The following is a 23,219-nucleotide window of genomic DNA, read 5'->3' as shown; positions in this document are numbered from 1 at the left end:
GGGCGTCGGCCCGGAGGTGGTCGGTGGCCCGGGTCTCAGCGACCCGCGTCGGCGGGTGCGCCGTCGGCACGAGGCGACATCAATTCTACGACCTCGCGGGCCGCTTCGGGCACGGTGCTGTTCACCACCGCGAAATCGAACTCGTCCTGCGCCGCGAGCTCGACGCGTGCGGTGGCGAGACGGCGCTCCTGCTCCTCCGGGCTCTCGGTGCCGCGGCCGACGAGCCGGCGGACGAGTTCGTCCCAGCTGGGCGGGAGGAGGAACACCAGGCGGGCGTCCGGCATCCGCTCGCGCACCTGGCGCGCACCCTGGATGTCGATCTCGAGCATCACCTGCCGGCCCTGCGCGAGAGCGGCGTCGATCGGTCCGCGCGGGGTGCCGTAGCGGTAGGCGTTGTGCACCGTCGCGTACTCGAGGAACTCCCCCGCCTCGATCATGCGGTCGAACGCGGCGTCGTCGACGAAGTAGTAGCTCACTCCGTCGATCTCGCCGGGGCGCGGCGAGCGGGTCGTCGCCGAGACCGAGAGCAGGACGTCGGGGTAGTTCTCGCGGATGTAGGTCGAGACCGTGCCCTTGCCGACGGCGGTCGGGCCGGCGAGCACGACGAGGCGGTTGCGCTCGGCGCGGCGCTGGCGCGACTCCCGCTGCTCGAGGAACCCGTGCAGTCCCTCGACCTGGCGGCGGCCGAGACCGCCGAGGCGCTTGGACGGCGCGATCTGCAGCTGCTCCATCACGCGCGGAGTCTTGACCACCCCGAGTGCGGGGACGGCGCGCAGCAGGTCGGTGACGCGCATCCGCCCCTCGACCCCGGTCGGGTCGGCCTGCGCCGCGGCGAGGACGGCGGTCGCGGGGCGCGCGCCGGAGGCCACGTCCCGCTTGACCTCGGCGCGCGCGCGACGGGCCGCGATCGCCGCCTCGGACGCGGCGCGGCGGTCGACCTCGGGCGGGGACGGTCGGCGGCCGGCGGGCTCGGCGCTCGATGCCTCGGAGCCCTGCGCATCGACACTCTGGGGGCTGACGGTTTCAGCGGACAAGGGTCTCCTGGATGTGTGTGGCGCGTCGGTCGATCTCGGCGGCGATCCCCTGGGGGCCCGCTCCGAGGACACTGCGCGACTCGCTGACGATCGTCGCCGCGGCCAGCTCGCCGAACAGCCGCGACGCGTCGGCGACCGTCGCACCCTGGTGGCCGAAGCCGGGGGCCAGGACCGGGAGTGCGGGGCGCCGGAGCGAGGCGGTGTCGATGCCGAAGTCGCCGAGGGCGACGGTGGCCCCGAGCACCACGCCGATCGAGCCGATCGACGAGCGCGCGTGTTCCTCGTTCCAGGATGCCACGTCGGCCAGCACCGCGCTGGCCAGGGGGGAGCCGCTGCGGGCGCCGTCCTGGACGATCGCGCGCTGGATCGGCGCCGCCTCCGGGTTGGAGGTCGCGGCCAGGACGAAGACGCCCTTGCCCGTCTCCTCCGCGAGGGCGAGCATCCCGTCGAGCGAGCCGAGCCCCTGGTAGGCCGAGGCCGTCATCGCGTCGGCCTCGAGCGGCGATCCCGGCCGGAGCCAGGCCTCGGCGTACGCCGTGACGCTCGTGCCGATGTCGCCGCGCTTGACGTCGGCGATCACCAGCAGGCCGGCCGCGCGCGCATCGGCGAGGACCCGCTCGAGGGCGAGGTACCCGGCCGAGCCGTGCCGCTCGAAGAACGCCACCTGCGGCTTGACGACGCCCACCCGACCGGCCGAGGCCTCGACCACGGCGCGGCCGAAGCTCTCGAGCCCGGCCGCGTCGTCGGAGAGGCCCCACGCGTCGAGCAGGAACGCGTGCGGATCGATCCCCACGCACAGCTGCCCGTGGGCGTCGAACGCCCGCCCGAGGCGCTCCCCGAACGACGTCACGCCGTGCGCTCCGACCGGCGCAGCGCGTAGTCCTGCAGGCTGGTCACCTCGAACGGCTCGGCGGCCGCATCGAGCGACGCCACCGCGGCCGCCAGCTGGGCGATCGTGGTGAACAGCGGCTTGTCGGCGGCGACCGCGGCGGCCCGGATCTCGTAGCCGTCGGCGCGGGAGGCGCCTCCGCTGGGCGTGTTGATCACGACGTCGACCTCGTCGCGGCTCACGAGCTCGACGATCGACGGCGCGTCGTCGACGGCCTCCTCGCTGTACTTGCGCACCACGCGGGCCTGGATGCCGTTGCGGTTGAGCACCTCCGCGGTGCCCTCGGTGGCGAGGATCTCGAAGCCGAGCTGGCGGAGCCGGAGCGCCGGCAGCACGATCGCGCGCTTGTCGCGGTCGGCGACCGAGATGAACACGGTGCCGCTCGCGGGCATGCCGCCGTACGCCGCGTCCTGGCTCTTCGCGAAGGCGCGCGGGAAGTCGCGGTCGATGCCCATGACCTCGCCGGTCGAGCGCATCTCGGGGCCGAGCAGCGAGTCGACGATCTGGCCGTCCTTGGTGCGGAAGCGCTTGAACGGCAGGACCGCCTCCTTCACGGCGATCGGCGAGTCCATCGGCACGTCGGAGCCGTCGCGCTCGGGCAGCAGACCCTCGGCCTTGAGCTCGGCGATCGTCTCGCCGACCATCAGGCGCGAGGCGGCCTTCGCGAGCGGGATGCCGAGCGCCTTCGAGACGAACGGGACGGTGCGGGAGGCGCGCGGGTTCGCCTCGAGGACGTAGAGCACGCCCTGGCCGATCGCGAACTGCACGTTGAGCAGCCCGCGGACACCGATGCCCTGCGCGATGGCGAGGGTCGCCTCCCGGACGCGGTCGATCTGCGTGCGGCCGAGGGTCACGGGAGGCAGGGTGCACGCGGAGTCGCCGGAGTGGATCCCGGCTTCCTCGATGTGCTCCATCACGCCGCCGATGTAGAGCTGCTCGCCGTCGAAGAGGGCGTCGACGTCGATCTCGATCGCGTCGTCGAGGAAGCGGTCGACCAGCAGCGGGTGGGTGGCGTCGATGATGCCCTGGCCCGCCATCCGGTCGAAGTAGTCCTCGAGCTGGTCGGTGCTGTAGACGATCTCCATGCCGCGGCCGCCGAGGACGAACGAGGGGCGCACGAGCACGGGGAAGCCGATGCCGGCCGCGACCTCGAGGGCACCGTCGAGATCGGTCGCGGTGCCGTTCTTCGGGGCGAGCAGGCCCGCCTCGTCGAGGATCCGCGAGAACGCGCCGCGCTCCTCCGCGAGGTCGATCGCCGCCGGAGTGGTGCCGAGGATCGGCACGCCCGCCGCCTCGAGGCCGCCCGCGAGGCTGAGGGCGGTCTGGCCGCCGAGCTGCACGACGACGCCGACGAGCTCGCCCGACTGCGACTCGGCGTGGATGACCTCGAGGACGTCCTCGAGCGTGAGCGGCTCGAAGTAGAGCCGGTCGGAGGTGTCGTAGTCGGTCGAGACCGTCTCGGGGTTGCAGTTGATCATGATCGTCTCGTAGCCGGCGGCCGAGAGGGCGAACGAGGCGTGCACGCAGGAGTAGTCGAACTCGACTCCCTGCCCGATCCGGTTGGGGCCCGAGCCGAGGATGACGACCTTGCGGCGGTCGGCCGCGACGACCTCGGTCTCCTCGTCGTACGACGAGTAGTGGTACGGAGTGAGCGCCGGGAACTCCCCCGCGCAGGTGTCGACGGTCTTGTAGACCGGGCGCACGTCCAGGTAGTAGCGGAGGCGGCGCACCTCGGCCTCGTCGAGTCCGCGCAGCTGAGCGATCTGCACGTCCGAGAAGCCGTGGTCCTTCGCCAGGCGCAGGACGCCCGCGTCGAGCGATGCGGCGTCGCGGACGAGGTCGGCGATCTCGTTGATCAGCACGATCTGGTCGAGGAACCACGGATCGATCTTGGTCGCCTCGAACGCCTGCTCGGCAGTCGCGCCCGCGCGCAGCGCCTGCTGCACGGTCACGATCCGGCCGTCGGTCGGGGTCTTCGAGATCTCGAGCAGCTCGTCGGCCGAGCGCGACTCGTCGCCCCAGTGGAACGAGGAGCCGCGCTTCTCGAGCGAGCGGAGCGCCTTCTGCAGCGCCTGGGCGTAGTTGCGGCCGATGGCCATCGCCTCTCCGACCGACTTCATGGTCGTGGTGAGGGTCGGGTCGGCGGCCGGGAACTTCTCGAAGGCGAACCGGGGCACCTTGACGACGACGTAGTCGAGCGTCGGCTCGAAGCTCGCGGGCGTCACCTTGGTGATGTCGTTCGGGATCTCGTCGAGGGGGTAGCCGATCGCGAGCTTCGCGGCGATCTTGGCGATCGGGAAGCCGGTGGCCTTGGATGCGAGCGCCGACGAGCGGGAGACGCGCGGGTTCATCTCGATCACGATGATGCGGCCGTCGGCCGGGTCGACCGCGAACTGGATGTTGCAGCCGCCGGTGTCCACGCCCACGTCGCGGATGATCTGGATGCCGATGTCGCGCATCTTCTGGTACTCGCGGTCGGTCAGGGTCAGCGCCGGGGCGACCGTGATCGAGTCGCCGGTGTGCACGCCGACCGGGTCGACGTTCTCGATGGAGCAGACCACCACGACGTTGTCGGCCGTGTCGCGCATCAGCTCGAGCTCGTACTCCTTCCAGCCGAGGATCGACTCCTCCAGGAGCACCTCGGTGGTCGGGCTCTGGTGCAGTCCGTCGCCGACCATCCGCACGAGCTCCTCGCGGGTGTACGCGAAGCCGGAGCCGAGGCCGCCCATGGTGAAGGACGGGCGGATGACGAGCGGGTAGCCGAGGTCCTCGGCGTACTCCACCGCCTCCTCCACCGTGTGCGCGATGTACGACCTGGCGACGCCGGCGCCCGCGTCGAGCACGAGCTGCTTGAAGATCTGACGGTCCTCGCCGCGGTTGATCGCCTCGAAGCTCGCGCCGATCAGCTCGACGTCGTACTTCTCGAGGATCCCGAGGTCGTGCAGCTGGATCGCGGCGTTCAGCGCGGTCTGGCCGCCGAGGGTCGGCAGGATCGCATCCGGCTTCTCCTTGGCGATGATCGCCTCGATGGCCTTCGGCGTGATCGGCTCGACGTAGGTCGCGTCGGCGAAGTCGGGGTCGGTCATGATCGTCGCCGGGTTCGAGTTGACGAGGATGACGCGGACGCCCTCCTCGCGCAGCACGCGGCAGGCCTGGGTGCCCGAGTAGTCGAACTCGACCGCCTGGCCGATGACGATCGGCCCGGAGCCGATCACGAGGACGCTCTTGATGTCTTCTCTGCGGGGCATCAGTTCTGGTCTCCGGAGTCGCTGGTGGAAAGGGGCTCGGCGCCGTCCTGCTCTGCCGTGCGCTGCACGACCATGGCGCGGAAGCGGTCGAAGAGGTAGTTGGAGTCGTGCGGGCCGGCCGCCGCCTCCGGGTGGTACTGGACCGAGAAGGCGGGGATGTCGAGGCAGCGCAGGCCCTCGACGACCGAGTCGTTGAGGCTGTAGTGGCTGACCTCGACGCGGCCGAAGCCCTCGGGCGAGTCGAGCTCGCCGTCGATCGGCGCGTCGACCGCGAAGCCGTGGTTCTGCGCGGTGATCTCGACGCGGCCGGTCAGCTTGTCGAGGACCGGCTGGTTGATCCCGCGGTGCCCGAACGGCAGCTTGTAGGTGCCGAAGCCGAGGGCGCGGCCGAGCAGCTGGTTGCCGAAGCAGATGCCGAAGAAGGGCAGGTCGGCGCGCAGCGTGGTGCGCAGCAGCTCCACGTGGCGGTCGGACGCCTCCGGGTCGCCGGGGCCGTTCGAGAAGAACAGCGCGGAGGGGTCGAGCTCGAGCACCTGCTCGGCGGTGACCGACTCGGGCAGCACGTGAACGTCGAAGCCGCGCTCCGAGAGGTAGTTGACGGTCGAGGTCTTGACGCCCAGGTCGATCACGGCGACGGAGCCGACCCGCTCGCCCTGAGCGGGCACGGTGTACTGCTCGTCGGTCGAGACCGCGGAGGAGAGGTTGAGGCCCTCCATCTGCGCGCCGCCGAGCACCAGCGCGAGCTGCTCCTCGGCGGGCAGGGCGAGGTCGTCGCCCGAGAAGACGCCCGAGCGCATCGATCCGGCCGAGCGGATGTGGCGGGTGATCGCCCGGGTGTCGACGCCCGAGATGCCGACGATGCCGTCGGCCTCGAGGTCGTCGTCGAGCGAGCGCTGCGCGCGGAAGTTCGAGACGACGCGGGAGGGATCGCGGACGACGTAGCCGGCGACCCAGATGCGGCGCGACTCCCTGTCCTCGTCGTTGGTCCCGGTGTTGCCGATGTGCGGGGCGGTCTGCACGACGATCTGCCCGGCGTAGGACGGGTCGGTGAGCGTCTCCTGGTAGCCGGTCATGCCGGTCGCGAAGACGATCTCACCGAGCGTGCGGCCGCGCGCGCCGTAGGCCTGACCCGAGAATCGTCGCCCGTCCTCGAGAACGAGGACGGCGGTGGGTTCGGTGCTGAGGCGTGTGGTTGGCACGGACTAGGAGCCCTTCTGGGTCGGGGTGGAGTCGCCGTCGGCGACGGGGGAACGGGGGGTCTCGGTGCCGGCGAGCCGGCGGATCTCGGCGACGAGGTGCGCGCGCAGGAGCGGCTCGGCGACGCGGAGGTAGCTGTCGACGGTCTCGTCGCCGCGGGGCGACCAGGAGACGACCAGCAGGCCGCCCTCCTCGACCGCGCGGTCGATCACGTAGCTGCCCTCGCCGGCACCGCGGAGCAGCGCTGCCGGGATGACCGTCTCGCGCTCGCCGACGGGAGCGATCACGACTCCGCGCTCGTGCAGGCGCAGCATCGAGCGGCCGCGGAAGCCCAGGCCTGGCAGGACGACGCGCTCGAGCGGCTGCTCGAAGCGGGTGGTCGCGACGTAGGGCAGCTCGACGGCCTCGACCTCGGCGCCGAGGGAGGCCGCGGGGACCGCCTCGGGAGCGAGGTCGGCCGACCGGCGGCGGCGGGCGCGCCACGACAGGGCCATGCCGGCGAAGACCAGCACGAGGACGGCGACGAAGACGATCGTGATGGCGGTCCTATCCACGGGCCGACCTCGCGGACTCGGCGACGGTCGACGCGTCGACCAGCTCGCCGTCGAGGACGGTCGGGTAGCCGCGGTGCAGCGTCGCGACGACGCGTCCCGGCAGCTCGCGGTCGAGGTAGGGCGAGTTGACGCTGCGACCGCGCAGGTCGTCGGTCGAGAAGCGCCGGCGCACCTCCGGGTCGTAGAGCACGACGTTCGCCGGGGCGCCGACGACGAGACCGCGGTCGTAGCCGTCGAGGCGGCCGATGCGCGCGGGGGCGGAGGAGAGCACGCGGGCGACGTCGGACCAGGAGAGGCGGCCGTCGTCGACGACCGCGGCGTGCACGACGCTCAGCGCGCTCTCGAGGCCGACCATCCCGAAGGCGGCGGAATCCCACTCGCACTCCTTGGCCTCGACCGGGTGCGGGGCGTGGTCGGTGGCGACGATGTCGATGGTGCCGTCGGCCAGCGCCTCGCGGAGGGCGAGGACGTCCTCGTCACGACGCAGCGGCGGATTGACCTTGAAGCGGGCGTCGTAGGCGGCTCCGTCGCGACCGTGTCCGGCGACCAGCTGCTCACTGAGGAGCAGGTGGTGCGGGGTCACCTCGGCGGTGACATCGATGCCGCGGGCCTTGGCCCAGCGGATCACGTCGACGGAGCCGGCGGTGGAGACGTGGCAGACGTGCAGGCGCGAGCCGACGTGCTCGGCGAGGAGGACGTCGCGGGCGATGATCGCCTCCTCCGCCACGGCCGGCCAGCCCTGCAGGCCGAGCGCGCTCGAGACGGCGCCCTCGTTCATCTGCGCGCCGATCGTGAGGCGCGGCTCCTGGGCGTGCTGCGCGACGACTCCGTCGAAGGCCTTCACGTACTCGAGCGCGCGGCGCATGAGGAGCGCGTCGGAGACGCATTTGCCGTCGTCCGAGAAGACGCGGACAGCGGCGCGGCTGCGGGCCATCGCGCCGAGCTCGGCGAGCGACTCCCCCGCGAGGCCGACGGTGACGGCGCCGATCGGGCGGACGGTCGCGTAGCCCGCGTCCTCGCCCAGGCTCTGCACCTGCTCGACCACGCCCGCGGTGTCCTGCACCGGAGAGGTGTTGGCCATCGCGAAGACGGCGGTGAAGCCTCCGGCCGCGGCGGCACGGGTGCCGGTCAGCACGGTCTCGCTCTGCTCGAAGCCCGGCTCGCGGAGGTGGGTGTGCAGGTCGACGAGGCCGGGCAGCGCGAGCAGGCCGTCGGCGTCGATGACGCGGGCGCCGCTCGAGTCGAGGTCGGTGCCGATCTCGACGATCACGCCGCCGTCGATCAGCACGTCGGCCGTGGACTGGTCGGCGAGCGTGGCGCCCGACACAAGGATCCGATTCATCAGTAGACCTCCCGTTCGCCGGACAGCAGCAGGTAGAGCGCGGCCATCCTGACGGAGACCCCGTTCGCGACCTGCTCGAGCACTGTGGAGCGGCTCGAGTCGGCGGCCGCCGAGGAGATCTCGACGCCTCTGTTCATGGGTCCGGGGTGCATGACGATGGTATCCGGGCCGAGACGGGCGAGCCGCTCGTCGTCGAGACCCCAGATGCGCGCGTACTCGCGGCCGTTGGGGAAGAAGCCGCTCGACATCCGCTCGAGCTGGATGCGCAGCAGCATCACCACGTCGGGCAGTCCCGTGTCGATCGCATCGTCGAGGTCGAAGCGGATCGTCGCGGGCCAGTCCCGGGTGTCGACCGGCACCAGCGTGGGAGGCGCGATCAGGGTGACCTCGGCGCCGAGGGTCGTGAGCAGCCAGACGTTCGATCGGGCGACCCGCGAGTGCAGGATGTCGCCCACGATCGTCACCGCGACTCCGTCGAGGCCCTTGCCGCGCGAGGCCTGAGAGCCGTGCAGGCGGCGGCGGATGGTGAACGCGTCGAGCAGAGCCTGGGTCGGGTGCTCGTGGGTGCCGTCGCCTGCGTTCAGGATCGACGCGTCGATCCAGCCGCTCGCCGCGAGCACGGCCGGGGCTCCGGAGGCGCTGTGCCGGATCACGACGCCGTCGGCGCCCATCGCGGCGAGGGTCTGCGCGGTGTCCTTCAGGCTCTCGCCCTTGGACACGCTCGAGCCCTTGGCGCTGAAGTTGATGACGTCGGCCGAGAGCCGCTTCGCCGCCGCCTCGAACGAGATGCGGGTGCGGGTCGAGTCCTCGAAGAACAGGTTGACGACCGTCTTGCCGCGCAGCGTCGGCAGCTTCTTGACCTCGCGGTTCTGCACGTCGGCCATGTCCTCGGCGATGTCGAGGAGCGCGATCGCCTCGGCGCGGCCGAGGTCCCTGGTCGAGAGGAGGTGCTTCACGAGGCGCTCCCGTCGGCGGCGCGCGCGGACTCGATGGCGACGAGGTCCTCGCCGTCGGTCTCGACCAGGCGCACGTTGATCCGCTCGCTGAGGCTGCTGGGCAGGTTCTTGCCGACGAAGTCCGCGCGGATGGGCAGCTCGCGGTGACCGCGGTCGACGAGTGCGGCGAGCCGGACGGCCCGCGGGCGGCCGATGTCGCTCAGGGCGTCGAGGGCGGCGCGGATGGTGCGCCCGGAGAAGAGGACGTCGTCGACGAGGACGACGGTGCGGCCGTCGATGCTCGCGGGGACCGCCGTGCGGGCGGGGGTGCGCACCGGGTGGCGCGAGAGGTCGTCGCGGTACATCGTGACGTCGAGCGAGCCGGCGAACACCGGATCGGCGTCGGGCTCGATGCGGGCGATCGTCTCGGCGATGCGCCGGGCGAGGACGACGCCGCGCGTCGGGATCCCGAGGATCACCAGCGAGTCGGCGCCGCGGTTCGACTCGAGGATCTCGTGAGCGATGCGCGTCAGCGCGCGCGTGATGTCAGCGTCGTTGAGCACTGTTCGTGCCGTCACACCGACCTCCTTCCCCGCCTCACTGGACGGCTGTTAAAGGAAAAGCCTCGTCGAGTATAGGTCCGAGTCGCCCGGCACCCCACCCGCAGGCGGCGTCCAGCGATGAAGCCGCTCCGTATCACAATGGTGAGGAGGAAGGCGGCGCCCGGCGCCCCTGCATGCTGGTCGAGTAGCCCCGCAGGGGCGTGTCGAGACCCACGAGCTTCAACAGAGGCGGCTTCTGCTCCGGCCTTCTGAAGCTGGTGGATCTCGATACGCCCGCTTCGCGGGCTACTCGATCAGCGAGGGAGGGGAGGACAGCAGCGCCGAGGAGACACGGCGAGCGGACGAACGCGGAGTCACGCCGTCGCGCGCGTCTCCGCGACCGAGGCGAGCAGGCCGTTGATGAAGCCGGCGGAGTCGTCGGTCGAGAGGACGGTCGCCGCCTCCACCGCCTCCGAGATCGCGACGCCGTCGGGCACCGCGTCGTTGTGCAGGATCTCCCAGACGCCGATCCGGAGGATCGCGCGGTCGACCATCGGCATGCGCGACAGGGTCCAGCCCTGGGCGAGGTCGGAGATCAGCGCGTCGATCTCGTCGGCGTGGTCGATGACTCCGTCGACGATCTCGCGGGCGTAGAGCCAGGAGGCCTCGCGCGCCGGCTCGTTCACCGCGCGCTCGGCCTCCGAGCGGAGCGACTGCGCGAAGGAGATCTGCCGGACGTCGGCGTTGTAGAGGATGTCGAGGGCGCGCTTGCGCGCCTTCGTGCGAGCACTCACCGGTGGCCCGGCTCAGCTGACGCGGCCGAGGTAGTCGCCCGTGCGGGTATCCACCTTGACCTTCGTGCCGAGCTCGAGGAACAGCGGGACCTGGATCTGGTAGCCGGTCTCGACCGTCGCGGGCTTGGTGCCTCCGGTCGAGCGGTCGCCCTGGAGGCCCGGCTCGGTGTAGGTGATCTCGAGGACCACGGAGGCGGGGAGGTCGATGTAGATCGGGTCGCCCTCGTGCAGGGCGAGCGTCACGTTCTGGTTCTCGAGCATGAAGTTGGCCGCGTCGCCGACGACGGCCTCGGGGACCGTCACCTGGTCGTAGTCGCTGGTGTCCATGAAGACGAAGTCGGCACCGTCGCGGTAGAGGTACTGGAAGTCGCGACGGTCGACGTTGGCGGTCTCGATCTTCGCGCCGGCGTTGAAGGTCTTGTCGACGACCTTGCCCGTGAGCACGTTCTTCATCTTCGTGCGGACGAACGCGCCGCCCTTGCCCGGCTTCACATGCTGGAAGTCGATGACGTTCCAGAGCTGACCGTCGATGTTGAGGACGGTGCCGTTCTTGATGTCGGTGGTAGAGGCCATGCGAAGGGGGATCCGTTTCGGTGGAAGTCTGCTGCCGCGTCGCCCGGCTCCGGGCACGGCGATATCGGCCGGTACGGCCAACCCGTCGAGTGTAGTCGAAGACCGCCTCGAAGCCGAGGGCGCTCCCGGCGGCCCGAGCCTGGACGCCGGGTCCGAGCGGCTTGACCCCGCGCCCTCCGCGCGGGACGGTGGAGGATCACGCGCGAGAAGGAGAGACAGATGGACATCCCCTCGGATCCCGGATCCTCAGGACTCTTCACCGTCATAACGACGTTCTTCCCGATCTTCTTCGGCGTGGTCGTCGTGATCATGGTCGTGATCGTCGTCGCCAACGTCCGCCGCGCGAAGAAGCTCGGAGTGAATCCGCTCACCCTGCAGACCGAAGTCGCCGCCCGCTTCGCCAAGGGCGGTCTCGCCGCCGACCGTCCACTCGCCGACCGCCTCGCCGAGCTCGAGAATCTCCGTGCGGCGGGCACGATCACCGAGGCGGAGTACACCGCCGCCCGGACCGCGGCCCTGGGCGGCGGCGCGTAGGCGCCTTCCTACGCGCCGATCTCCTGGTACGCCGCGAAGAGGAGCGAGGTCTCGGGACCCTGCAGGATGCTCGGCCGCGCGAGGTCGTCGAGCACCACGAAGCGGAGGATGCCCGCGCGCGACTTCTTGTCGCGCTGCATGGAGGCGAGCAGCGTCTCCCACCGGCCGAGCGGGTAGCTCGTCGGCAGGGTCAGCGACTCGAGCACGCTCCGGTGCCGATCGACGACGGCGTCGCTGAGCGTGCCGGTCAAGCGCGAGAGCTCGGCGGCGAAGACCATGCCGACCGACACCGCCGCTCCGTGCCGCCACTGGTAGCGCTCGGCGTGCTCGATGGCGTGGCCGAGGGTGTGACCGTAGTTCAGGATCTCGCGCAGGCCCTGCTCGGTGAAGTCCTCGCCGACGACCCGAGCCTTGATGCCGATCGAGAGCTCGACCAGACGCCGGAACTCCTCGGAGGTCGGGTCGGTCGCGAGGTCGACGTCGGACTCGATGATGTCGAGGATCTCGGGCTCCGCGATGAAGCCGTACTTCACGATCTCGCCGAAGCCCGCGAGGATCTCGTTGCGCGGGAGGCTGGTGAGCACGTCGAGATCGGCGACGACGGCGCGCGGCGCGTGGAACGCTCCGACGAGGTTCTTGCCCTCGGCCGTGTTGATGCCGGTCTTGCCGCCGACCGCGGCGTCGACCATGCCGAGCACGGTCGTCGGGACCTGGACGAGGTCGACGCCCCGCAGCCAGGTGGCCGCCACGAAGCCGGCGAGGTCGGTGATCGCTCCGCCGCCGAAGCCGACGACCACGTCGGTCCGGGTGAAGTCCGACTGCCCCATCACCTGCCAGCAGAAGGCGGCGACCTCGACGCGCTTGGCCGCCTCGGCGTCCGGGACCTCCGCGAGGAGCACCTCGTAGCGCTCGAGGAGGCTCTCGCGCATCTCGGCGGCGAGGACCGCGAGGGTCGGCGGGTGCACGATCAGCACCTTGGCGGCGCGGGGCCCGATCGCGTCGGCGAGGCCGTCGAGGAGTCCCCGGCCGACGGTGATGTCGTAGCCGTTGTCTCCGGAGACGGTGAGGGCGGTGGTGCCGTCGGTCATGACTGTCTTCCACTCGGGCGGCCGGTCTCGGCCGCCGATTCTGTCGGTGCGGGTCCGCCGGCGGCGGTCGCGTCGTCGAAGGGCGGGTGCTCGGCGCGGTGGCGGTCGCGCACCCAGTCGGCGACCTCGGCCGCGATCAGGGTGATCGGCCGCCGGGAGGTGTCGACGGTGTGATCCGCCAGCGCGTCGTAAGTCGGCCGCCGCGCTTCGTGCAGGCGCGTCCAGTCGGCCACTCCCCCGCGCACGAGCGGGCGGACGCCGGAGCCCAGGCGCGAGGCGACGGCCTCGGCCGTGGTGGTCAGGAGGACGACGGGGACATCGGCCAGGTCGGCCTGCGTGGCCGGATCGAGCACGGCACCGCCGCCGAGGCTCAGCACGACGTCGCGGCCCACCTGGCGCTCGACGATCGAGCGCTCCTCGCGGCGGAAGGCGTCCTCGCCGTGCCGATCGAAGTAGGCGGCGATCGGACCGTGCATCCGGACGAACTCGGCGTCGGAGTCGACGAACTCGGCCGCCAGGGCCTTCGCGACCCGCTTGCCGATCGTCGTCTTGCCCGCGCCCATCGGGCCGATCAGGACGACGCGCGCGCGAGTCGCGCCGGTATCGTGACCCGCCATCAGCGGGCCGTCGCCCGGGAGCCGGCGCGCATCAGGCGAGGCCGAGCGCCGGGTCGCTCGCGGGCAGGGTCCGCAGCTCCCCCGGGATCGCGGCGAGGTAGCCCTGGAGGTTGCGGCGGGTCTCGGTGACGCTGTCGCCGCCGAACTTCTCGAGCACGGCGTTGGCGAGCACGAGGGCGACCATCGCCTCCGCGACCACGCCGGAGGCGGGAACGGCGCAGACGTCGGAGCGCTGGTGGTGCGCGCCGGCCGCCTCTCCCGTCGACACATCGACGGTGCGGAGGGCGTGCGGAACAGTCGCGATCGGCTTCATCCCCGCGCGGACGCGCAGGACGGTGCCGGTGCTCATGCCGCCCTCGGTGCCGCCGGCGCGGTCGCTCGAGCGGCCGATGCCTCCTGAGGCCTGGAACAGCTCGTCGTGCGCCTCGGAGCCCCGGCGGGTCGTGGTGAGGAAGCCGTCGCCGACCTCGACGCCCTTGATCGCCTGGACGCCCATGAGCGCGGCGGCGAGCTGTGCGTCGAGCCGGCGGTCCCAGTGCACGTAGGAGCCGAGACCCGGGGGGAGGTCGTAGGCGAGCACCTCGACGACGCCGCCGAGCGTGTCGCCGTCGTCGTGCGCCCGGTCGACCTCGGCCACCATCAGCGCGCTCGTGGCGGCGTCGTGGCAGCGCAGCGGATCGGCGTCGAGGGCGTCGACATCGTCCGGGGTCGGCAGCGCCGAGCCCTCGGGGACGCGGACCGGGCCGATCGCGAGGGTGTGGCTGACGAGGGTGATGCCGAGCTCGCCGAGGAACCGGCGGGCGACGGCGCCCAGTGCGACGCGGGCGGCCGTCTCGCGGGCGGAGGCGCGCTCGAGCACGTTGCGCGACTCCGGGAAGCCGTACTTCTGCATGCCGACCAGGTCGGCGTGCCCGGGGCGCGGGCGGGTGAGCGCGGCGCCGCGGCCCTTCGGCAGGGTCTCGGGATCGCGCGGCTCTGCCGACATGACGTCGACCCAGCGCGGCCACTCCGTGTTGCCGATGCGCAGCGCGATGGGGCTGCCCATCGTGGCGCCGTGGCGGATTCCGGAGGACACCGCCAGTTCGTCCTGCTCGAAGTTCATCCGCGCGCCACGGCCGTAGCCGAGCTTGCGGCGGGCGAGATCCGCCCTGATGTCGTCGAGGGAGACGGGGACGCCTGCGGGGAGTCCTTCGAGGACGGCGACGAGTTCGGGACCGTGGGATTCCCCGGCCGTGAGCCAACGGAGCATCCCACGATTCTCGCACATGCGCTCCGGCGCCCGATCTCAGGCGCCGGGATCGACCGGGACCGCCGCGCGCATCGCCTCGAGCACCGCGCCCTCCCGCGGCAGCGGAACCGCGGGATCTCCCCCGGCGAAGATCCGCACCTGCACGAGCGCCTGGTGCAGCAGCATGCCGAAGCCCGAGACGACCGGCGACCCCGCCGCGCGCCAGCGGAGCGCGAGGGTGCTCGGCCAGGGCGAGTACGCCACGTCGAACAGCGTCGAGGAGGCGGCGACCACGTCGGGCACGCGCAGAGCGTCGGCAGCGCCCCCCGGCAGGGTCGAGACGACGAGCGGATGCGGCGCGCCGCTTTCCCAGTCGGCGAACGGGCGGACGTCGAGGACGACCCCGAGGGCGGTCGCGACGGGCTCGAGGGCCGCCGCCCTCTCGGGAGAGCGCAGCGTCACGGTCACCCGCGCGGCGCCCAGCTCGGCGGCGGCGGCGATCGCGGAGGCGGCGGTCGCGCCTCCGCCCAGCACCTCGACCCGGTCGGCCGAGGTGATCCCCGCCTCGGCGAGGGCGCGGACGATCCCCGCGACGTCGGTGTTGAAGCCCCGGAGCCGCTCCCCCTCGACGAGCACCGTGTTGACGGCGCCCGTCGCCCGCGCGACCAGATCCTCCTCGGCGAGCAGCGGCCGGACGGCGTGCTTCAGCGGCATCGTCAGCGACAGCCCGTGCCAGCGCTCCCGCGCGATCACATCGGCGAGCGTCGCCTCGGTGGCCTCGACGGCCGTGTAGGTCCATTCGAGCCCGAGCACGCCGTAGGCCGCCGCGTGCAGCGCGGGCGACTTCGAGTGCGCGATCGGGGATCCGAGGACCGCGAGGCGCCTCGGACCCTCGATCACTGGTACTCCGGGTGGTCCCGCATCCAGGCCTGCCACTGCGCGACGGCGGCCTCGTGCTCGGCGTCGGTCGTGGAGTAGACCGTCTCGCCGGTCTCGAGGTTCACGGTGACGAAGTACATCCAGGTGCCGTCGGCGGGGCGCAGCACGGCGTCGATGGCGACGTCACCGGGGTTCGAGATCGGCGCGGGAGGCAGCCCGTCGCGCTGATAGGTGTTGTAGATGTTGTTCGCGTCGTCGCGCTCGGCATCGGTCGTCGTGACGCGGTCGGTCGCTCCCGTGCCGTAGGCGACGGTGGCGTCCGACTGGAGGCGCCAGCCCTGGTCGAGCCGGTTCTGGAACACCCGCGCGACCTTCGGGAAGTCCTCCGCGACGCGCGCTTCGCGCTGCACGAGCGACGCGAAGACCACGGTCCGGTAGCGCTGGTCGACGGGCACCCCCGCGGCGTCGAGCGACTGGTACATCCGGTCGACGAGCGTCTGCAGGATGTCGTGCGCCGGGGTGCTCGGATCGACGTCGTACGTCGCGGGGAAGAGGAAGCCCTCGAGGCTGGTCGCCTCGGCCGGGAGCCCGAAGGAGCCCCAGTCGGCCGCAGCCGCCTGCAGATCGGCGAGGGGGACGCCGGTGCCGTCGGAGATCAGCGGCAGGGCCGACGCGAGGGCGGTGCCCTCCGGGATGACGAACGTGTTGGCGAGGCGGGTCGACTCCGAGTCGAGCAGGGCGGAGAGGGCGGCCTTCGCGCTCATCTCGGCCTTCAGCGAGTAGGCGCCGGGCTGGAACACGGGCTCCGGGGTCTGCGAGACGAGGAGGTCGTAGAACGGCGGGGACGACTTGATGACGCCGTCGGTCGCGAGGTTCGCTGCGATGTCGCTCCCCGTGTCGCCCTGGTGGATCGTGAAGACGACCTCGCTGGTGCCGGTGCCGGTGTAGTCGGTGGTCTCCGGCTCCGCGAAGAGCGCTCGCACCGGCTCGATGAAGATCGTCACGGCGACCGCGACGAGCGCCACGAACACACCGAAGGCGAGCAGCCCGCCGATCAGTCCACGGCGGTTGCGCGGCTTCCGCTCGCGCTTGCGGCGCCTGGGAGCGGGAGCCGCCTCCGGGTGCGCGGGCGCGACGGCGACACCGCGATCGCGGGGTGCCGGCACGTCCGGCCCGGAGAAGAGCCGGTCGAGCGGATCGTTCCCGGCCGGGACCTCACTCGAGGCGGACGACGGATCCTGGGACTGCGGACTCTGATGATCGGCCTCGGCTGCGCGGGCGGCGCGGCGGCTCGGGGGGACGTCGGTCACGGGTTGGTCGTCCTTCGTTCGGTTCGAGCGCGCTGCCCGCCGGGGTACCGGAGGAGCGCTCGGAATCGATGGCGTGCTGCAGGATCACCACGGCGGCGATCTGGTCGATCACGGTGCGGGAGCCGCGGGTGCTGCGGCCCGAGAGGTGCAGGGCGCCCTGGGCGGTGACGGTCGAGAGCCGCTCGTCGACGAGCCGGACCGGCGCGGAGGGCACGGCCGAGGCGACCCGCGCCGCGAAGGAGCGCGCGTCGTCGGTGGAGGCGGTCTCGCCTCCGGACAGCGACAGGGGCAGGCCGACGACGATCGCGCGGGCGTCGTACTCCGCGGCGATCGCCGCGATGCGGGCGATGTCGGAGTCGTCCTCCGCGCGCGCGACGGTCTCGACCGGCAGCGCGAGCAGTCCGTCGGCGTCCGAGCGCGCGACTCCGATGCGGGAGCGACCCACGTCGATGCCGAGCCGCACGCCGAACCGCTCCATTCAGCGGGTCGCTTCCGTCACGACGGCCTCGAGTGCCGCGCCGATCGCCGAGACGTCCGAGCCACCACCCTGCGCGAGGTCGTCCTTGCCGCCTCCGCCTCCGCCGAGGATCCCGGCGGCACGGCGGGCGAGGACGCCCGCCTTCCGGCCGAGGTCGCGGGCGGCCTGGTTGGTGGCGACGATGACGGCGGGCTTGCCGGACACGTCCGCCGCGAGGGCGACGACCGCCGCCTCCTGGCCGAGGCGCTCGCGCACGGAGGTGACGAGGGAGCGGAGCTCGTCGGTGGAGCCTGCGGTGCCGATGTTCTCGGCGACGACGGTGACTCCGCCGACGGTGCGGCGGTTCGCTGCGATCGCGGGCACGCGGTCGGCGAGAGCGCGCGCCTCGAAGGCCGCGATCTTCTTCTCGGCGGCCTTGAGGCTCGCGACGAGCTCGGAGATGCGCTCGGGCAGCTGCTCGCGGGGCGTCTTGAGCGATGACGAGATCGTGCCGACCAGGGCGCGCTCGGCGGCCAGGTCCTTGAACGCCTCGCGGCCGACGAGCGACTCGACGCGGCGGTTCGTGGATCCGACCGACGACTCGCTGACCAGGCTGATCAGGCCGACCTCGGCGGAGGTGCCGACGTGGGTGCCGGCGCAGAGCTCGCGCGACCAGGGACCGCCGATGTCGACGACGCGCACGACGTCGCCGTACTTCTCGCCGAACAGGGCCATCGCGCCGAGCGCTTTCGCCTCGTCGAGCGGGAGCTCGCGGGTGACGACCTCGAGGTTGTCGCGGATGGCGGTGTTGGCGATGTCCTCGATCTCGCTCCGGGTCTCGAGCGAGAGAGCCTGGTTCCACGAGAAGTCGAGGCGCAGGTAGCCGGCCTTGTTGTAGGAGCCCGACTGGTGCGCCTGCGGGCCGAGGACCTGCCGGAGCGCGGCGTGGATGAGGTGGGTGCCCGAGTGCGCCTGGGTCGCGCCGCGGCGCCAGTCGCGGTCGACGACGGAGGTGGCGGCGTCGCCGACGCCCACCTCGCCGCTCGCGACCTGGACCGTGTGACTGATGAGCCCCTTGACGGGCTTCTGCACGTCGAGGACCTCGAGGTCGAAGCCGGAGCCGACGATGCGACCCGCGTCCGCCTCCTGACCGCCCGACTCGGCGTAGAGCGACGTGGCCTCGAGGACGACCTCGGCGATGTCGCCCGCGACGGCCTTCGTGACGACGTGGCCGCCGACGATCAGTCCGACGATGCGGGACTCGGTCTCGAGGACGTCGTAGCCGGTGAAGAGGGTCTCGCCGCGGGCGCGGAAGTCGGCGTAGACCGAGAGGTCGGCGAGGGCCGACTTCTTCGACTTCGCATCGGCCTTCGCGCGGGTGCGCTGCGCGGTCATGAGCGAGTCGAACGCCTCGCGGTCGACCGCGAGCCCCGACTCCTCGGCGATCTCGAGCGTGAGGTCGATCGGGAAGCCGAAGGTGTCGTGCAGGAGGAACGCGGTGTCGCCCGGGAGCGTCGCGGCCTCGGCCTTCTTGGTCTTCAGCACCGCGAGGTCGAGGATCTCGGTGCCGGCGGCGAGGGTGCGTAGGAACGCCTCCTCCTCGCCGAACGCGCTGGTCGAGAGCCGCTCGTAGTCGTCCCGCACCTCGGGGTAGGCGGCCGCCATCGCGTCGCGCGAGGCGGCGAACAGCTCGGGGAACGTTGCCGTGTCGACTCCGAGCAGGCGCATCGCGCGCACCGTGCGGCGCATGAGGCGGCGGAGGATGTAGCCGCGCCCCTCGTTCGACGGCGTCACGCCGTCGGAGAGCAGCATCAGCGAGGAGCGGACGTGGTCGGCGATGACGCGCATCCGGACGTTGTCCTCGTGCACGGCGCCGTAGCGGCGGCCCGAGAGCTCGGACGCGCGGTCGAGGACCGGGCGCACCTGGTCGATCTCGTACATGTTCTCGACGCCCTGCTTGAGGAACGCGACGCGCTCGAGGCCCATGCCGGTGTCGATGTTCTTGCGCGGCAGCTCGCCCAGGATGTCGAAGTCGACCTTGCTCGTGCCCTCCCCGCGCAGGTACTGCATGAAGACGAGGTTCCAGATCTCGACGTAGCGGTCGTCGTCGGTGGCGGGGCCGCCATCGATGCCGTAGGCGGGGCCGCGGTCGAAGAAGATCTCGGAGCAGGGGCCGGCCGGGCCGGGCTGACCGGTCGACCAGTAGTTGGTGTCCTTGTCGAGCCGCTGGATGCGCTCGTCGGGGAGGCCCGCGATCTTCTTCCAGAGCGCGATGGCCTCGTCGTCGTCCTTGTAGACGGTGACCCAGAGGTCCTTCTCGTCGAAGCCGTAGCCGCCGTCGCTCTCGAGACCGGTGAGGAGCTCCCAGGCGTAGCCGATCGCCCCCTCCTTGAAGTAGTCGCCGAACGAGAAGTTGCCGTTCATCTGGAAGAACGTGCCGTGCCTCGGGGTCTTGCCGACCTCTTCGATGTCGTTGGTGCGGATGCACTTCTGCACGCTCGTCGCGCGCGGGTACGGCGCCGGGACGACTCCGGTGAGGTAGGGCACGAACGGCACCATGCCGGCGACCGTGAAGAGGAGGCTCGGGTCCTCGCTCACGAGGGAGGCGGAGGGGACCACGGTGTGACCGCGGCTCCCGAAGAAGTCGAGCCAGCGGTTGCGGATGTCAGCGGTCTGCATGGGTTCCGTTACGGTTCGGTCGGTGAACGACGCGGATGTCGGGTGGCGGGGTCTCAGCCCTCGCCGATGGCGGCCTTGAGCTCGGCCTCGCGCTGGTGATAGCCGTCCGAGACGGCCTCGCCCAGCTCCTTCGCCGTGCGGTTGAGGTCTTCGAACAGGCGGGCGCCGGCGGGAGTCCGGGCGACCTGGTGCGCGAGGGCGAAGCCGAGGCCGACCCCGACGACGATCAGGACGAGATTCTTCACGGGGGTTCCTTCCACGGCGGCGGGGTGCGCGAGCCTTCTCGATTGTAGGGCGCGAGCCCCGGGCTACCTGGAGGCGGACCTGCGGGTGCGCTTGGAGGCCTTCGCGGCACTGCGGCCGACGGCGGCACCGGCCTTGTCGGCGGTGCGACCCGCCACGAGCACGGCACGGACGCCTGCCGTGAAGCCGGCCAGCTTGATCAGCGGCCCGCCGATCGTGGCGGCCGTGAGGGCGACGAGCGCGTTGACGTTGCCGGTGACCTCGGCGACGTCCTTCGTGATGGTGTCGACGCGGGCGAGCTGCTGGTTCGCCTCGCGGAGCGTCGAGGCCGACTCGTCGAGGATCGGGGTCAGGCCGTCGCTGGCCTGCTTGATCGCCTCGCTGGTGCTGTCGAAGACGCGCCCGAGCTTCCAGAGGGGGATGGCCGCGATCGCGACCAGTATCGCGAACACGCCCGCGGCGATGAGTCCTGCGATGTCTCCACCGGACACGGTGACCTCCCTCTCGACGCCGCGCGTTGCGGCACTCCAGCCTAGACGCGGGGCGGCGGGGGCTCCGCACGGCCCGTCGCGGGGACTTAACGGGAAAGGCCCCGGCGTGGACCGGGGCCTTCCTCGTGCGGGGGTCGACTCAGCGAGCCGCGTAGTACTCGACGACGAACTGCACTTCGCAGGTCACGGGGACCTCGGCGCGCTTCGGGCGGCGCAGCAGCGTCGCCTGGAGCTTGTCGATCTCGACCTCGAGGTAGCCCGGGGTCTTGGGGAGCACGTCGACGTGTCCACCGGCGGCAGCGACCTGGAACGGGTCGGTGCCCTCGGAGCGCGGCTTGACGTGGATGACCTGGCCCGGCTTCACGCGGAAGGAGGGGCGGTCGACCGTCTTGCCGTCCACCATGATGTGGCGGTGGGTGACGAACTGGCGGGCCTGCGCCGTGGTGCGGGCGAAGCCCGAGCGCAGGACGAGGGCGTCGAGACGCATCTCGAGGAGCTCGACCAGGTTCTCACCGGTCAGGCCCTGGGTGCGGCGCGCCTCCTGGAAGGCGATGCGCAGCTGCTTCTCGCGGATGCCGTACTGGGCGCGCAGACGCTGCTTCTCACGAAGGCGGACGGCGTAGTCGGAGTCCGCCTTGCGCTTCGAGCGGCCGTGCTCACCGGGAGCGTAGGGACGCTTCTCGAGGTAGCGGGCGGCCTTCGGGGTCAGGGGGATGCCGAGGGCGCGCGACAGGCGCGTCTTCGAGCGGGTACGTGAGGTGGTCGACACTGTGGTCCTTCCAAGGTCTGAGAGGTTCGGTCGCAGCTCTCGACCGCCTGCTCCGGGAGGAGGGCGGACGCCGTGGTCGTGTCCGCTCGCGGGTGCGTGCGGAAGGGTGACCGCGGTGACGAACTGCGCGATTCAGAGGGATCGCTGCTCCGCTCGGCTACAGAGCGGTGGGCAACCTCGCAAGACTACCACCTCGGGTCGCGGGCGTCACCCGCTGACAGGAACGCGGCAGAGGAGAGGCGGGAGGCGTCAGCCTTTGCCGCGGATGATCCGCAGCAGCTTCGCGAGCCGGGCCGAGACGTCGCGCTCGTTCCCGTGCTCGGTCGGCCGGTAGTAGCGCGCGCCCTCCAGCGCGTCGGGGAGGTACTGCTGCTCGAGCACTCCGAGGTCGGCGTCGTGCGGATAGCGGTAGCCCTTGCCGTGCCCGAGCCGCTTCGCTCCGGGGTAGTGCGCATCGCGCAGGTGCGCCGGCACCCGGCCGGCCTTCCCGGCGCGCACATCGGCGATGGCGAGGTCGATGGCGGAGTAGGAGGCGTTCGACTTGGGAGCGGTGGCCAGGTGCACGACCGCCTGGGCGAGCGGGATGCGCCCCTCGGGCATCCCGATGAACTGGACGGCGTCGGCGGCGGCGATCGCGACGACCAGGGCCTGCGGATCGGCCATGCCGATGTCCTCGGACGCCGAGACGATGATGCGGCGGGCGATGAAGCGCGGATCCTCCCCCGCCTCGATCATCCGGGCCAGGTAGTGCAGCGCCGCGTCGACGTCGGATCCGCGGATCGACTTGATGAAGGCGCTGATGACGTCGTAGTGCTCGTCGCCGTTGCGGTCGTAGCGCAGCAGCGCTCGGTCGACGGCGCGGGCGACCACCTCGGTGGTGATGAGCGGCAGGCCGGGCTCGGCGGCCTCGGGAGCGTCCTCCTCCTCCTCCTCCTCCTCGTCGTCCTCGTCGTCGTCCGACCCGTCGGAGCGCTCCGCGAGCGCGACGCGATCCGCCTCCCGTGCCTCCGAGCGCGCCGAGGTCGCCGCCGCCTCGAGCGCTGTGAGGGCGCGCCGTGCGTCTCCGGAGGCGAGGCGCACGATGCTCGCGCGCGCCTCGTCGGCGAGCTCGACGGAACCGCGGAGCCCGCGCTCGTCGGTGAGGGCTCGATCGACCAGGATCCCGAGGTCGTCGTCGCTCAGCGGCTCCAGGGTCAGCAGCAGCGACCGCGAGAGCAGCGGGGCGATGACCGAGAAGGACGGGTTCTCGGTGGTGGCGGCGATGAGGATGACCCAGCCGTTCTCGACACCGGGGAGCAGCGCATCCTGCTGGGCCTTCGTGAAGCGGTGGATCTCGTCGAGGAAGAGGACGGTCGAGGTGCCGTACAGATCGCGGGTGGAAAGCGCCTCCTCCATCACCTGGCGCACGTCCTTCACCCCGGCGGTCACCGCGGACAGCTCGACGAAGCGGCGCCCGCTGGAGTGCGCGACCGCCTGGGCGAGCGTGGTCTTGCCGGTGCCGGGAGGGCCCCAGAGGATGACCGAGACAGCTCCGCGCTCGCCGGTCTTGTCGGCCGCGAGGGCGACGAGCGGGGAGCCGGGGGTGAGCAGGTGGCGCTGGCCGGCGACCTCGTCGAGGCTGCGCGGCCGCATCCGCACCGCGAGCGGAGTCGCCCCCGAGCGGAGTCCTGCCTGCTGCATGGTCATGCCGTCCAGCGTAACGACGGCCTCCGACACCGGGACGGGACGACGGAGCCCGCCAGGTCGCTCCGGAGGACGCGTTTTGTCGACGATCGGCCGATTCTCGTAGGCTCTACGCCGTTCGCGCTCGCGCGGA

General features: G+C 71.8%; 22 protein-coding genes. 1 reads left to right on the top strand and 21 read right to left on the bottom strand.

Annotation, left to right across the window (positions count from 1 at the left end; genetic code table 11):
- Nucleotides 1-35: 35 nt before the first annotated feature.
- The 10 genes from gmk to efp all read right to left on the bottom strand — a co-directional run bounded on the left by gmk (nt 36) and on the right by efp (nt 11,108).
- Nucleotides 36-1,034, bottom strand: a complete 999-nt coding sequence (gmk, locus tag GRS92_RS03575; RefSeq protein ID WP_159853413.1) for a guanylate kinase — start codon at nt 1,032-1,034, stop codon at nt 36-38.
- Entirely contained in the window at nt 1,024-1,884 is an 861-nt protein-coding gene (gene pyrF, locus GRS92_RS03570) for an orotidine-5'-phosphate decarboxylase (protein ID WP_159853411.1), read from the bottom strand. The genes gmk and pyrF overlap by 11 nt, the downstream gene beginning before the upstream one ends.
- Nucleotides 1,881-5,171: a carbamoyl-phosphate synthase large subunit gene (gene carB / locus GRS92_RS03565; protein WP_159853409.1), complete on the bottom strand. Its 3,291-nt coding sequence runs from the start codon at nt 5,169-5,171 to the stop codon at nt 1,881-1,883. Before carB ends, pyrF begins: the two co-directional genes overlap by 4 nt.
- Entirely contained in the window at nt 5,171-6,370 is a 1,200-nt protein-coding gene (gene carA / locus GRS92_RS03560; protein WP_159853407.1) for a glutamine-hydrolyzing carbamoyl-phosphate synthase small subunit, read from the bottom strand. The genes carB and carA overlap by 1 nt, the downstream gene beginning before the upstream one ends.
- A gap of 3 nt (nt 6,371-6,373) precedes the next feature.
- Entirely contained in the window at nt 6,374-6,922 is a 549-nt protein-coding gene (locus tag GRS92_RS03555) for a PH-like domain-containing protein (RefSeq protein ID WP_159853405.1), read from the bottom strand.
- On the bottom strand, nt 6,915-8,264 hold the full coding sequence (locus GRS92_RS03550; RefSeq protein WP_204162074.1) for a dihydroorotase: 1,350 nt from the start codon (nt 8,262-8,264) through the stop codon (nt 6,915-6,917). The genes GRS92_RS03555 and GRS92_RS03550 overlap by 8 nt, the downstream gene beginning before the upstream one ends.
- Nucleotides 8,264-9,220, bottom strand: coding sequence for an aspartate carbamoyltransferase catalytic subunit (locus GRS92_RS03545; protein ID WP_159853403.1), 957 nt, complete (start codon nt 9,218-9,220; stop codon nt 8,264-8,266). Before GRS92_RS03545 ends, GRS92_RS03550 begins: the two co-directional genes overlap by 1 nt.
- Nucleotides 9,217-9,777, bottom strand: a complete 561-nt coding sequence (gene pyrR, locus GRS92_RS03540; RefSeq protein WP_159853401.1) for a bifunctional pyr operon transcriptional regulator/uracil phosphoribosyltransferase PyrR — start codon at nt 9,775-9,777, stop codon at nt 9,217-9,219. The genes GRS92_RS03545 and pyrR overlap by 4 nt, the downstream gene beginning before the upstream one ends.
- Nucleotides 9,778-10,115: 338 nt before the next feature.
- The gene (nusB, locus tag GRS92_RS03535) at nt 10,116-10,535 is read right to left on the bottom strand and encodes a transcription antitermination factor NusB (RefSeq protein ID WP_159853399.1); all 420 of its coding nucleotides are present in this window, start codon (nt 10,533-10,535) and stop codon (nt 10,116-10,118) included.
- A gap of 12 nt (nt 10,536-10,547) precedes the next feature.
- Nucleotides 10,548-11,108 (bottom strand): elongation factor P, encoded by a 561-nt coding sequence (efp, locus tag GRS92_RS03530; protein WP_159853397.1) that lies wholly within the window; start codon nt 11,106-11,108, stop codon nt 10,548-10,550.
- Nucleotides 11,109-11,327: 219 nt separating this feature from the next.
- On the opposite strand from efp, the gene GRS92_RS03525 reads away from it, so the two are divergent.
- Nucleotides 11,328-11,642, top strand: coding sequence for an SHOCT domain-containing protein (locus GRS92_RS03525; RefSeq protein ID WP_159853395.1), 315 nt, complete (start codon nt 11,328-11,330; stop codon nt 11,640-11,642).
- Between the two features lie 8 nt (nt 11,643-11,650).
- Here GRS92_RS03525 and aroB read toward each other — a convergent pair whose 3' ends face one another.
- The 11 genes from aroB to GRS92_RS03470 all read right to left on the bottom strand — a co-directional run bounded on the left by aroB (nt 11,651) and on the right by GRS92_RS03470 (nt 23,089).
- Nucleotides 11,651-12,730 (bottom strand): 3-dehydroquinate synthase, encoded by a 1,080-nt coding sequence (aroB, locus tag GRS92_RS03520; protein WP_159853393.1) that lies wholly within the window; start codon nt 12,728-12,730, stop codon nt 11,651-11,653.
- A complete protein-coding gene (locus GRS92_RS03515) occupies nt 12,727-13,347 on the bottom strand; it encodes a shikimate kinase (protein ID WP_159853391.1) in 621 nt (206 codons plus the stop codon). Before GRS92_RS03515 ends, aroB begins: the two co-directional genes overlap by 4 nt.
- Before the next feature lie 31 nt (nt 13,348-13,378).
- The gene (gene aroC, locus GRS92_RS03510) at nt 13,379-14,596 is read right to left on the bottom strand and encodes a chorismate synthase (protein ID WP_159853389.1); all 1,218 of its coding nucleotides are present in this window, start codon (nt 14,594-14,596) and stop codon (nt 13,379-13,381) included.
- Between the two features lie 36 nt (nt 14,597-14,632).
- On the bottom strand, nt 14,633-15,475 hold the full coding sequence (locus tag GRS92_RS03505; RefSeq protein WP_159853387.1) for a shikimate dehydrogenase: 843 nt from the start codon (nt 15,473-15,475) through the stop codon (nt 14,633-14,635).
- Nucleotides 15,472-16,620, bottom strand: a complete 1,149-nt coding sequence (mltG, locus tag GRS92_RS03500; RefSeq protein WP_235021805.1) for an endolytic transglycosylase MltG — start codon at nt 16,618-16,620, stop codon at nt 15,472-15,474. The genes GRS92_RS03505 and mltG overlap by 4 nt, the downstream gene beginning before the upstream one ends.
- A gap of 49 nt (nt 16,621-16,669) precedes the next feature.
- Nucleotides 16,670-17,242 carry a Holliday junction resolvase RuvX gene (ruvX, locus tag GRS92_RS03495; RefSeq protein WP_159853385.1) on the bottom strand — a complete coding sequence of 191 codons (573 nt, stop codon included), beginning with the start codon at nt 17,240-17,242 and terminating at the stop codon, nt 16,670-16,672.
- Entirely contained in the window at nt 17,243-19,900 is a 2,658-nt protein-coding gene (gene alaS / locus GRS92_RS03490) for an alanine--tRNA ligase (RefSeq protein ID WP_159853383.1), read from the bottom strand. It lies immediately after the preceding gene.
- Between the two features lie 53 nt (nt 19,901-19,953).
- Complete coding sequence (locus GRS92_RS03485; protein WP_159853381.1) at nt 19,954-20,145, bottom strand: hypothetical protein; 192 nt, start codon at nt 20,143-20,145, stop codon at nt 19,954-19,956.
- Between the two features lie 63 nt (nt 20,146-20,208).
- Nucleotides 20,209-20,634 carry a DUF948 domain-containing protein gene (locus tag GRS92_RS03480; RefSeq protein ID WP_159853379.1) on the bottom strand — a complete coding sequence of 142 codons (426 nt, stop codon included), beginning with the start codon at nt 20,632-20,634 and terminating at the stop codon, nt 20,209-20,211.
- Nucleotides 20,635-20,773: 139 nt separating this feature from the next.
- Nucleotides 20,774-21,403 carry a 30S ribosomal protein S4 gene (gene rpsD, locus GRS92_RS03475; RefSeq protein WP_056042936.1) on the bottom strand — a complete coding sequence of 210 codons (630 nt, stop codon included), beginning with the start codon at nt 21,401-21,403 and terminating at the stop codon, nt 20,774-20,776.
- Between the two features lie 249 nt (nt 21,404-21,652).
- Nucleotides 21,653-23,089, bottom strand: a complete 1,437-nt coding sequence (locus GRS92_RS03470; protein ID WP_159853377.1) for a replication-associated recombination protein A — start codon at nt 23,087-23,089, stop codon at nt 21,653-21,655.
- Nucleotides 23,090-23,219: the final 130 nt, after the last annotated feature.

This window comes from Rathayibacter sp. VKM Ac-2754 (assembly GCF_009807095.1).
Taxonomy (GTDB): domain Bacteria; phylum Actinomycetota; class Actinomycetes; order Actinomycetales; family Microbacteriaceae; genus Rathayibacter.
The sequence above is the reverse complement of the archived record's forward strand: the minus strand, read 5'-3'. Positions and strand labels throughout refer to the sequence as shown.